Below are 10,411 nucleotides of genomic sequence, written 5' to 3' on the forward strand. Positions count from 1 at the left end.
AGGCCCGCGCCGGTGGCGGCGACCGCAATCCAGCCTGTGCCGGAGAAGATGCAGAGCGTGCCGGTAGCTTTGTCAAAAACCTGCCAGCCGGGCGCGGGATCGTAAAAGACCCAGGCGCCGGCCTGAAAGGCCGCGATCTCCTCGCTATGTCCGGCCCAGGCGCCAGTGGCGGCGGCGGGCACGATCCAGGCTTCGCCTTCGAGCGGGCTCGTCGGTGGCGCCGTGACTGTGCTGGCTTCGACGCTGGCCTGCACCAGGGCATCGAGCCGCATCAGGGCTTCGTTGTGGGTGATGTGTTTCAGCGCCTGTCCGGAAATGATCTGCGGCAGGCTGAGGCGGGGGGTGTCGTCCATGATCGGCAATCCTGACTGAGAGATTGCCGCATTGTCCGCCTGCCTTGGGTCGCGGGGATTAGCGGGATAAGTGCATGGACCCTTTCCTTTGCACGCCGAGCCTATATGAGAGACTCAAAATACTGAGCCCGAGAGCGGAATGAGCGCACCCATCCACATCGTCCTCGCCTTCGACGACAATTTCTGGGCCCCGGCCTACACGGTGATGCGCTCGGTCTGCCTCTCGACGCATCGGCGCAAGGATCTGGTCTTCCATCTCCTTCACATGCCGATCAGCGATGAGCATCGCTACGATCTTGAAGGTATCGTACGCGAGTTTGGCGCGAGCCTGCGCTGGTATCCGGTGGCCGATTCCGCTCTGTTCGATTTCTTCGTTGCCGAACTACCCGCATCGGCCCAGTGGCCGAAGATCGTCTATGCCCGCATGCTGGTGGCCGATCTCCTCCCTACCGATATAGATCGCGTCATCTATCTTGACTGCGACACGCTGGTGCGCGCCCCGATCGAAAAGCTGTTCGACATCGATCTTGAAGGAAGGCCGCTTGGCGCGGTGCGCGATGCCATAGCGCCGTTCATCGCGGCCCGGCGTGATATGAGGCAAAACAGGGATATTTTCGATCCCGCCGACCCCTACTTTAATTCGGGCATGCTCGTTATTGATCTCTCTCAATGGCGCGAGCTCGACGTCAAATCAGAGATCGCAGCCATTGCCGGCAAGGGGCAGATGCACCGGCTTTACTATGACCAGGACATGCTCAATCTGGTGTTCCGTGATCGCTGGACGCTGTTGCCGTGGCGGTGGAACACCATCGATGCTCATCCCGCCCACGAGGCGCTTGATGCCGCCATCCTGCACTATACCCTCAAGGGTAAACCCTGGTTCTTGCTTTCAGGCATTCTGCGTCGTGCGGCCTATGCGCGCTGGTATCGTCACGTCATGACGAACGATCTCTTTTACCGGTTCGCGCGGCATCGCTGGAAGCGGTGGTGGCTCAAGAAGCTGCGATTGGCGGGCTAGGCTTTTTGCTGCCGTTATCACCGGGCTTGTCTCGGTGGTCCATGCGGAGGCGAGACGGATCGCCCGGGCAAGCTGGGCAATGACGACAATCGGGAGATCGATTCAGCCAATGGTCGCCGGATCAATTCCTTCTTGGGCGCAAAGTTTTGCCAATGCGCTGCCCGCTTCAGGTAGTGGCAGGCCGGCGCGCCCGCGGTCGGTCAGTTGGCTGCGCCAGAGGTGGATGCCGAGGGTTTCCGGCTTAATGGCAATGTCGAGGTCGGAGCCTGATTTCATCAGCGCCGGAATGCCTTCATAGGGCACGGGGTAAAAGGTGGCCGAGGGCAGGACGCGGGCGTTGAGGCCGTGCGCTGCCACGAAATGGGTGAGAGCCATGGGGCCCGTTGCGCCATATTGCATGTGCTCCGGCGTGACCCGGTCGCCGACAAGGCGACGAATGGCGACTTCCACCCGTCGGAGAAGGGGCAGGTGCGGCTCGAGGAGGGGGCGCTGCCTGTCCTCGAACACCGAAATCAGATCGGTCAAAAGTGGCGCGTCCGGCGCCATATAGAGCACGGCGCCATTGACCGAGCCCGGGCGCTCCCAGGCCATGAGATAGTCGAACGGCCCTGCCATGGGCCGCACGCAATACATGTCGAGATCGGCATAGACGCCGAGCCCGGCTTTCAGCGCGGCATAACGGAAATGGTCGGAGAAGACGCCCGGCGTGCCGCGACCCTTGTAGAAGACCAGCTTTTCCTGCGGCAGCACATTTGCTGCATCACCCCATTCGGCGCCAGCCGGCAGATGGGTTATCGGCTCATAGGAATAGACTTCCACCCGGTGCCCCTGCCGGACGAAGGAGGTGATGCACAGGATTTCGAGCCAGCTCATCGGGCCGTGCCAGAAACTGACAATGGTGGGCAGGGTCATGGTGCAATCCTTGTTCGGCGCGGCCATTAGCATGGACGGCCGGCTTGCCAAAGGCTTCTCGAGCTAGTCGAGCGCGTTGAGCATTCCGGCGATCTTGCCTTCGAAGGTTGTGAGCCGTTTTGTGTCAACGGTCTCGGCTTCGTGGAGCGCGAGCATTCTGAACCGGGCTTGTGGCGCGCAGGCGCCGATCAGCGCCGTCTTCAACACCTTTTTGACCGGTTGGCGCATCACCAGCTTGTCTACCCACCAGGGCGAACCGAGCGTTGTCACCACGGTGACGGATTTGAGCTGCGTCAGCCTGGGGCGGATCGGGGTGCCATGGTCATAGGCAAAGCCCGGGGCCCAGACGCGGTCGAACCAGCCTTTCAGCATGGCCGGTAGCGAGAACCACCAGGTGGGAAAGACCAGCACCAGATGGTCGGCGGCGGCCAAGCGCTCCTGCAGGGGCTCGACATCGGGCGGGGTCATGGGTGCGCCGTAGTAGGCGCGACGCTCCTCTGCGCTCATGGCCGGCGAAAAGCCATGGGCGTAGAGATCGAGCCGATCGACCTCGTGGCCCCTCTCGATCAGCAATTGGGCGATGTGGCCCGCCAGATGCGCATTGAGGCTTTCGGAGAGCGGATGGCAGTGCACCAGATGAACGCGCATGAAACCCCAGATAAAAAGGCCGCCGCTCCCTTGGGGAAGCGGCGGCACTCTGACCAGACCTTGTTAAGAGGTCAATTGGCGGCGGAACGGCGACGATATTCGCTGGCGATATAGATCGCGACAAAGGCGAAGGCGGCGCCGATCCCGACCTGCACCCAGTCGAATTTCTGCAGGAAGTCGACGAGGAACGCCATGGCGTCAAAGGCCTGCTGGCCTTCCCAGACGCGATCGAGCGAATCGAAGGCGATCGGGAACTGCGAGCGATAATGCAGATAGTTCCAGACATGGGTCGAGAACGGATTGATGCCGCCGCCCATGAGTACCCATTCGAGCACCGAGAGCAGCGAAGGCAGCAGGAGGGCCAAAGGAATGGCCCAGCGTCCGGCCGCCGTACCCATGGCCCCGACCAGTGCCATATAGGGCAGGTACCACAGAAGCGCGCAGGCGATGATGACGAGGAGAACCAGGCTCATCTGCGCGAAAATGCCCAGAATGCTCCAGAGCAGGGTCGTGCTGCCGAGGCCCGCGATCATGGTCGTGACATAGGCGACGCCGAACATGAGCAGGATGCTGATCAGCGCCACGGCAAAGATCGAACCGGGCAGAATGGTCAGCGCGGCGGCAAGCTTGCTGAGCAGGATTTTTAGGTCCGAAGCCGGCATAGACTTCCAGAACAGCATGGCATTGTTGCGTTTGTCGGCGGCAAAGCCATCGGCGCAATAAAAGAACAGCGCGAAGCCGAGATAGGCCAGCCACCCGGCGGCGAGGGCGGCAAAGCCGGCCTCGAAAACCCAGGTGGGCATGACCGTCAGCATCTGGCCGGAAAAGCGCGTGTTGATGCGGTCGACACTGAAGGCGAGGATGGTGAGCAGGAAAACGAGCACCACCATGATCAGCGGCGCGATGAAGAAGGCACCGCGATGCTCGATATATTCGCGATGCACGAGGGCAGCAAAAGCCTTCATCGGGCGGTCTCCGGATTGGCGGTCGGTCGCTGCATCAGGGCAACGAACAGGTCGGATAGCGTCGGCGTCGAAATCTTGCCGAGCGGCTCGAGCTTTTCGCGCGGCACGCCGTCAAAAATGAAAACGGTCTGGCCGAAACGGGTTTCTTCGTAGACCGGGTTGAGGGCACGGGCCTCGGACTGCATTGCCGGCTCATTGGTCACGAGCTGGGAGAATTTCTCGTTCACCGTCTCCATCTGCATGTGGAGGATCAGGTCACCATCCCTGATGAACATGATGTCGGAGAGCATGAACTCGATCTCGTCCACCTGGTGGGTGGTGATAATCAGGGTCCGTTCCTCGGTCATGTAGTCTTCGAGCAGGCGCCGGTAGAAGCGCTTGCGATAGGTGATGTCGAGGCCGAGTGTCGGCTCGTCAAGCACGAGCAGCTTGGCATCGATCGCCATGACGACGGCGAGGTGCAACTGCGCGATCATGCCCTTCGAGAGCGTCTTGATCTTCATCTCGGGCTTGATGTCGGTGCCTTCGAGGAAGCTGCGTGCCTTGTCGGTCGAAAAATTGGGATGAATGTTGGAGAGGAGCGCAAAGAGTTCGCGCACCCGCAGGAAGCGCGGCAGGCTCGCCACGTCGGAAATGAACGCGACATTCTCCATCAGCTTGGCGCGGCGGGCGAAGGGGTCTTCGCCGAGCACGCGGATGGTGCCCTCATAGCTCGTCAGGCCCAGCATGGCATTGAGCGTCGTGGTCTTGCCCGCGCCGTTGTGACCAACAAGGCCATAGATGCGGCCGGCTGGAATGTCGAAATCCAGCCCGTGCAGGATTTCCTTGCGGCCGAATTTTTTCTTGAGGCCCCGCGCGGTGACGACGGGCTCGATGGTGGAAGAGGTGTCAGTCATGGCTTGGGCTCCAGCGGGGCTTCGGCAAACAGGGATTTGGGATCGAGGTCGAGTGCCTTGATCTGGGTGAGGATGCGCGGCCAATCCTCCTTGAGGAATTTGTCGCGCTCGTGAGAGAGCAGTTTTTCGCGTGCGCCTTGGGTGACGAACATACCAAGACCCCTCCGTTTTTCGACCACGCCAATCTCGACCAGGGCTTCAAAGGCCTTGGTAACCGTCAGCGGATTGACCGAGAGCTCTGCTGCGATCTGGCGGACCGAGGGAATGGCATCGCCTTCCCCGACCGCGCCACGCAGGATCATCTCGATCAGTCGCTGCCGGATCTGCACGAAGATCGGCTGGCTCGCGTGAAAATCATCCATGTGTCGTGCCTATGTAGTGTGCTATATGTGTAGCACGGCATGACGGTGTGTCAATGAACTTTCGTAACGGGGAGCGTTCCCGCTAGATGGACGCGTCCGGCGAATCGAAAGGGCGAAGATGAGCAGGTTTTTGAAGGTGTTTCAGGGCGCAGCGTTTGCCACCCTGGCATTGGGCCAGGTCGCACTGGGGGCTGAGACGCTTCCCGTGGGGTTTGTCTACCTGCGCGACATCGCCCCGAAGATTCGCCAGGACATGCGTTATGCCGGACACCACAATTTCGTTGGTCGGCCGATAGCCGGCTACGAAGAGGCAGAGTGCATTCTGACGCGCGTGGCCGCCGAGGCGCTACGGGACGCTGCCGCGGAACTGGCGGGCGATGGGTTGGCGCTGCGCGTTTATGATTGCTATCGACCGGCCCGCGCGGTGGCCGATTTTGCCGGCTGGGCCCGGGATATTGACGATCGTCTCATGCAGGCCGAGTTCTATCCACGCGTCGATAAGGCCGAACTCTTTATTCTGGGCTATATCGCCGAACGCTCCGGGCATAGCCGCGGCAGTACGGTCGATCTGACGATCGAACCAGTCTTGCGGCCCGATACCAAGCCTTTTGCCGCAGGTGACGATCTTGTCGACTGCATCCTTCCCGGGCGCTTTGCCGAGGGAACACTGGAGTTCGGCACAGGTTACGATTGTTTCGACATCCGCGCGCATCATGGCGCTGAGGGGATTTCACCCGAAGCGGAACAAAATCGCGAAATGCTGCGCTCACTGCTCGATCGCCATGGCTTTGCGCCCTACCAGGAGGAGTGGTGGCACTATACCCTGCGTGATGAGCCCTATCCGCTCTCTTATTTCGATTTTGTCGTGGCGCGGGCCGCAGAATGACCACCCTAGCCTTCGGCGCGCACGAAATTGATGCGGCTGGTGTTCACATCGATGCAGACTGGATCGTTGCCTGACGACGTCACCTCGGCGAGATAGCCGACATTTCCCGCCACCAGCGTAATGGCCGGGCAGCCGACTTCGCCCTCGGCCTCTTCGACCGGAAGGCCGGCGGCCTCTGCGAGTTCGTTGAGAATGTCGAACGCGTCCTGTGTGCCGACGTCCTCGGCCCAGATCTGGCAAGCGCTGCCGTCTTCGGCGATCCAGGCATAGAGATCGGCATGGGAGCGGTTGGTCATTTCGACAATACCCATGTCGGTGTCAACGCGCGGTAGCCAGCCATGGTCCTCGAACCAGCCAGAGGCAAGATATTGGTCGCCTTCGCCGGCAAGGCAGGCCGCCAGCGCGCCATTCAGCCGCATGAACCGGCTCTCGTGATCGAGATCGTCGACCATGTTCCGAATGATGCCCATGTCCCTGGCCTCCGCCGCCTGTAGTGGCGCTGGCAGGACGATCAGAACCGCCACGGCACTGCAACGAATGAGCGAAAGCTGCATGTTGATCCTCCCGATCTGCTCGAGACAGCGATAGGTGGCTTTTCGGCAGCTTGCGTCCACCATTTGGTGGATGCGTCCTGCGCTCTTGTTGTCCACGCTGTGCGGCAAAGGGGTGCCCTTCCTGGGCGCCGACTGTCCCGACTTTTCGTCAGACCGGAGCGTGATATGAGGTCTTTGTTAGCCGTCCTGATTGCCTCTTTGGGCACGTTGTCGACGAACGCGTCGACCCTGGCCCAACCGCTGCCAGACCTGCTCGATTTCTTTTCGATCGCAGCGCCGACGGAAAGGACGCCCCGCGTCGACAATTACGACGAGACCTGGATGATCATAGGGCCGGTTTCCGAATATTCCGCAAGGGCAACGGAAGGGCCGAACTGGCAATTGCTGGAGGGCCGGATCGTCTATGCCTATTATCGTTTCGCCCCCGGCGACAGTGCCCTGCAAATCCAGCGTGCCTTTGAAGCAGCGGCGGCACAGCATCGCTATGACATGGTCTTTGCGTGCAATGTCGAGAAGGGCGACTGTTTCGACAATGGCGCCAAGGGACAAGGCGTCGCGATCGGATTGTTGCTCGACAAACCGAGCAATATGCCAACCCTCGACAAACAGAACATGGCTATCGTTCGGAACTATTTCCAAACCGGGGGAGCGCGTCTCTTCTATCTCGTCAAGGATGAGGGTGGACAGGTCACGCATATGCAGGTGGCTCTTGCCGACGCGCCCGAAAAGGGTGTCATGGCAATTACCAAGAGCGTTATCATCGGCGATAACCCCGGCCTGAGTGCGGCCTCGAGCATGCGCGACAAGTTGGTCGCCGGTGAAAGCGTGATGCTGGACAATCTCCTTTTCGATATCGACAGCGCCATTCTGCTACCGCTCTCCCGTGACCAGCTGTTCGAAATCGCCATGATGCTGCGCGAGTACCCGGCGCTGAAACTGCAGATCATCGGGCATACCGATAGCGACGGCGGCAGGGCTCACAACCAGAACCTCTCCGAGCGGCGGGCTGCGGCGGTGGTCGATGCCCTCGTCAATGGCTTTGACATCGACTTCCAGCGGCTTGCCTCTGCCGGGCGCGGCATGGATGAGCCGGTTGCCAGCAACGCGACGGCCGCGGGCAAGGCACAGAACCGGCGCGTGGAGCTCAAGCTGCGCTGAGCTGAGCCTATGGGCGTGTCATGGGTAGAAAGCTTGCCGCCAGCGTAACCAGCTCGGCCTGCCGGCTGGTTTCGGTTTTGGCAAAGAGGCGGAGCAGGTGTGTGCGGACCGTGCTGATCGCAACGCCGAGCTGGTCGGCCACTTGTTCGACGCTTTGTCCGGCGGCGATCTCCTCGAACACGCGCTGTTCGGCCCGGGTCAGGCCAAAAACCGACGCAACCATGGGCCCTGCGCTTTCAAGCGCCAGCGAAAGGGGAGCAAGGACGATGGCAAAGAGCGGGCCATCGGCGGCGCTGGGCGGCAGCGGCAGGATGTGGAGGCTGCGAACGCTGTCGGTGGATGCCCCTATGGGCAGGCCGAATGCGGCCGCGCCGGGCAGATAACCCGCAGTCTCGGCCTGGCGCAGGGCGGCGGTCAGCATCTTTTGGGCGGGCGCAAAGCGAAGCCGCAACTGCCCGTCGACGAGATCGAGATTGCGTTCGCTTAGTGTGAGGACGCCGTTGAGGGCCGGATTGGCGTATTTCAGGTCAAGGTCAGTACCGACAACCGCGATGGGGGCGGTGAGGCCGTCGAGTACGGCGCTGAACTGGCGGGCCGCAATGGAGCGAGCTTCCAGAACCCGGCTGATCGTCGCGGCGCGCTGCAGGTGCGGCAGCAGGAGCTGCATGATTTCGATCTCACGCGGACCCACTAGCCCGGCATCGGCATGGCGATTGAAGCCGATGGTGCCGATGGAGCCATCATCCCGTGTCAGTCCGATCGCCAGGGCGTCCACAAATCCCTGGGGGCGGTTGAAGGCCTCATGGAAGGGATGGGGATGCTCGTCGGCGATGGCCGCCGGGTTGACCGCGGATAGTACGGCGGGCTCATCAAGCGGCAGGCTGCGGATCACTGCATCGCCGCCCCAGAGGTCAACCAGTTCACTTGTGTAGTAGAAAACGCGGTCGAGCCACGGCTCCTCAAAGCCGGTGGTCGCTGCAAGGATGGGCTCGCCGCCCGGCAGCGACAGGACGCTGATGACGCCGGTACGAAAGGCCAGTTCGTCGCAGATTTCCTGCATGGCACGGGGCCACAATTCTGGTTCCAGCGCGCACTGGTAGATCAGGCCAATCAGTTCGGATAGCCGCGCAGGAGCAATCAAGGACAAAACCAGCAATGTTACGGGTCAATACCTAGCCCTCGGCCAGCCGGGGTTGCAAGCCCCTCAGCGAGGTTCAGCCCACCAGCACCGGGCTGACGCAGCGAACGCCATAGACCCGGACATCTGCTTCGCCGATGCCGAGACCCAGCGTCGTCAGCAGTGTGTTTACGATGGAATCGAGCGGGTCAGCTATCGGAGCGATCGTCGATTTCAGCGCGTTGGCGATGGTGTTGAGCGGGGAAAGGCCGAGACCAAGGATAGAAATCTCGAGCTTCAGGTCACCGAGGAGCGACTGGCCGGGCGAGCTGACATGTGTGGCCGTGCGGGCGGTCTTGAGGCGGGCCGAGCCGATGTCACTCGAGGAAAAATTGAGCAAGATCGGGGTGGTCTGCGCGACTTCGATATGCGCGGCAGCGGAGATGTGCAGGAGCAGCGCGTCGAGGATGCGGACCGGCGTGATCGGCAGCGGCGCCCCAAAATCCCGCATCTGCGCATTGCTCACCTGGCCGATGGCCAGTTCGAGCGCGCCGGGCAGAACTGCGATGGTGGCCTTGCCATTGGGGTTGGTCTTGTCGGGACAGGTGGCGCTTGTGACCTGCGCTTCGGCATGAGCGAGGTCGAGCCAGATCGGCAGCCGGATCACCGCGCTTTGGAGGACCAGCCCGCCCAGAAACTGCGCATCGATACGCAGGCGCACCTGCGCGGTGCGGATCACGGTGCCGACTGGGCCGATGGAGAACCAGCCGCCGCCTTTGGGGGGCTCGCCAATGGAGAGGTCGACCGAGAGCGAGGTGATGCCGGGAATATTGCCGCCAAGGCTGAGCCAGACCTGACGATCGCCATCGGCAAGGGCCGCAGCGGCGGAAAGGATTTCGAGCGCGGACAGATTGGCGGCGATGCTCGACCCATTCCCTTGAAGCGCCAATTTGCCGTAGCGGCCAAGATCGAAAAGCTTGCCCAGCGGCACCGGACTCCCGCGTCCGGCCTGCGCGAGTGTCTTGAGCGCCGTGCGGTCGGCGCCGTTGACCAGCGACGAAAGCGCCGCTGCGATGTCTCCGGCATACGCTTTGCTCGCCAGCAGGTCGTCGTAGTTGCCGACCTTGACGCCGAGCTGCAGGGCGAGCGCATCGAGAAAGCTCAGCGCATTGACGCGCGCCGCGGCCAGGCCGGTGTAGCTGGCCACTGACAGATTGACCGTGGTACCGAGCAACGTGCTCAGCAGGGCGTTGGCGATGCCGCCGTTCAGACTCGCCAGCCGCGAACCGATGGAGAAGGACACTTCCGGCGTGACCGTGGCGAGGCCATTGGCGCTGATCATCGGCGATTGGGTGAAGCTCGAGGCAAAATGCAATGTGCCAGGGCGTTCGAAATGAACCAGAACGGCGTTGGCGGGAACGCTATTCGGCCGGAAGCGCGCCTCGGGTGCAAGGGACGGGTTAGGATCGTAGCGGCCCGGTGTCACGATCAGACCCGCCTGATCGGCATAGCCTGCATCGAGCATGACCTTGGCGGCGATCG

General features: G+C 61.8%; 12 protein-coding genes. 3 read left to right on the forward strand and 9 right to left on the reverse strand.

The features are described from left to right. A partial coding sequence (locus tag J0I64_RS04875) for a DUF2793 domain-containing protein (protein WP_291406488.1) occupies positions 1 to 353 on the reverse strand: 353 nt, incomplete at its 3' end. A gap of 139 nt (positions 354 to 492) precedes the next feature. On the opposite strand from J0I64_RS04875, the gene J0I64_RS04880 reads away from it, so the two are divergent. Continuing rightward, positions 493 to 1,371 (forward strand): glycosyltransferase family 8 protein, encoded by an 879-nt coding sequence (locus tag J0I64_RS04880; RefSeq protein WP_291406489.1) that lies wholly within the window; start codon positions 493 to 495, stop codon positions 1,369 to 1,371. Between the two features lie 102 nt (positions 1,372 to 1,473). On the opposite strand, the gene J0I64_RS04885 is transcribed toward J0I64_RS04880, so the two are convergent. From J0I64_RS04885 to J0I64_RS04905, 5 genes are all read right to left on the reverse strand, one after another. Next, on the reverse strand, positions 1,474 to 2,283 hold the full coding sequence (locus tag J0I64_RS04885) for a hypothetical protein (RefSeq protein WP_291406490.1): 810 nt from the start codon (positions 2,281 to 2,283) through the stop codon (positions 1,474 to 1,476). A 63-nt stretch (positions 2,284 to 2,346) separates the two neighbouring features. After that, positions 2,347 to 2,931 carry an NAD(P)H-dependent oxidoreductase gene (locus J0I64_RS04890; RefSeq protein WP_291406491.1) on the reverse strand — a complete coding sequence of 195 codons (585 nt, stop codon included), beginning with the start codon at positions 2,929 to 2,931 and terminating at the stop codon, positions 2,347 to 2,349. Positions 2,932 to 3,002: 71 nt separating this feature from the next. After that, the gene (locus J0I64_RS04895) at positions 3,003 to 3,896 is read right to left on the reverse strand and encodes a hypothetical protein (protein ID WP_291406492.1); all 894 of its coding nucleotides are present in this window, start codon (positions 3,894 to 3,896) and stop codon (positions 3,003 to 3,005) included. Continuing rightward, positions 3,893 to 4,792: an ABC transporter ATP-binding protein gene (locus J0I64_RS04900; protein ID WP_291406493.1), complete on the reverse strand. Its 900-nt coding sequence runs from the start codon at positions 4,790 to 4,792 to the stop codon at positions 3,893 to 3,895. Before J0I64_RS04900 ends, J0I64_RS04895 begins: the two co-directional genes overlap by 4 nt. Continuing rightward, positions 4,789 to 5,154 carry a GntR family transcriptional regulator gene (locus J0I64_RS04905; RefSeq protein ID WP_291406494.1) on the reverse strand — a complete coding sequence of 122 codons (366 nt, stop codon included), beginning with the start codon at positions 5,152 to 5,154 and terminating at the stop codon, positions 4,789 to 4,791. Before J0I64_RS04905 ends, J0I64_RS04900 begins: the two co-directional genes overlap by 4 nt. A gap of 118 nt (positions 5,155 to 5,272) precedes the next feature. On the opposite strand from J0I64_RS04905, the gene J0I64_RS04910 reads away from it, so the two are divergent. After that, positions 5,273 to 6,040 (forward strand): M15 family metallopeptidase, encoded by a 768-nt coding sequence (locus J0I64_RS04910; RefSeq protein ID WP_291406495.1) that lies wholly within the window; start codon positions 5,273 to 5,275, stop codon positions 6,038 to 6,040. Between the two features lie 5 nt (positions 6,041 to 6,045). Here J0I64_RS04910 and J0I64_RS04915 read toward each other — a convergent pair whose 3' ends face one another. Then, positions 6,046 to 6,594: a hypothetical protein gene (locus J0I64_RS04915; RefSeq protein WP_291406496.1), complete on the reverse strand. Its 549-nt coding sequence runs from the start codon at positions 6,592 to 6,594 to the stop codon at positions 6,046 to 6,048. A 165-nt stretch (positions 6,595 to 6,759) separates the two neighbouring features. Here J0I64_RS04915 and J0I64_RS04920 point away from each other — a divergent pair, with 165 nt between their 5' ends. Further along, on the forward strand, positions 6,760 to 7,752 hold the full coding sequence (locus J0I64_RS04920) for an OmpA family protein (protein ID WP_291406497.1): 993 nt from the start codon (positions 6,760 to 6,762) through the stop codon (positions 7,750 to 7,752). Positions 7,753 to 7,759: 7 nt separating this feature from the next. On the opposite strand, the gene J0I64_RS04925 is transcribed toward J0I64_RS04920, so the two are convergent. After that, the gene (locus tag J0I64_RS04925) at positions 7,760 to 8,827 is read right to left on the reverse strand and encodes a helix-turn-helix transcriptional regulator (protein ID WP_291406498.1); all 1,068 of its coding nucleotides are present in this window, start codon (positions 8,825 to 8,827) and stop codon (positions 7,760 to 7,762) included. A 139-nt stretch (positions 8,828 to 8,966) separates the two neighbouring features. Then, the coding region (locus J0I64_RS04930; RefSeq protein WP_291406499.1) for a TadG family pilus assembly protein at positions 8,967 to 10,411 on the reverse strand (1,445 nt) is incomplete at its 5' end.

Source organism: Devosia sp., from assembly GCF_017307565.1.
GTDB lineage: Bacteria > Pseudomonadota > Alphaproteobacteria > Rhizobiales > Devosiaceae > Devosia.

What these genes read in the sequence shown, in the direction of transcription:
- J0I64_RS04910 (WP_291406495.1), top strand. Translation starts at nt 5,273, where the DNA reads ATGAGCAGGTTTTTGAAGGTGTTTCAGGGCGCAGCGTTTGCCACCCTG.
- J0I64_RS04890 (WP_291406491.1), bottom strand. Translation starts at nt 2,931, where the DNA reads ATGCGCGTTCATCTGGTGCACTGCCATCCGCTCTCCGAAAGCCTCAAT.
- J0I64_RS04895 (WP_291406492.1), bottom strand. Translation starts at nt 3,896, where the DNA reads ATGAAGGCTTTTGCTGCCCTCGTGCATCGCGAATATATCGAGCATCGC.
- J0I64_RS04915 (WP_291406496.1), bottom strand. Translation starts at nt 6,594, where the DNA reads ATGCAGCTTTCGCTCATTCGTTGCAGTGCCGTGGCGGTTCTGATCGTC.
- J0I64_RS04905 (WP_291406494.1), bottom strand. Translation starts at nt 5,154, where the DNA reads ATGGATGATTTTCACGCGAGCCAGCCGATCTTCGTGCAGATCCGGCAG.
- J0I64_RS04885 (WP_291406490.1), bottom strand. Translation starts at nt 2,283, where the DNA reads ATGACCCTGCCCACCATTGTCAGTTTCTGGCACGGCCCGATGAGCTGG.
- J0I64_RS04880 (WP_291406489.1), top strand. Translation starts at nt 493, where the DNA reads ATGAGCGCACCCATCCACATCGTCCTCGCCTTCGACGACAATTTCTGG.
- J0I64_RS04900 (WP_291406493.1), bottom strand. Translation starts at nt 4,792, where the DNA reads ATGACTGACACCTCTTCCACCATCGAGCCCGTCGTCACCGCGCGGGGC.
- J0I64_RS04920 (WP_291406497.1), top strand. Translation starts at nt 6,760, where the DNA reads ATGAGGTCTTTGTTAGCCGTCCTGATTGCCTCTTTGGGCACGTTGTCG.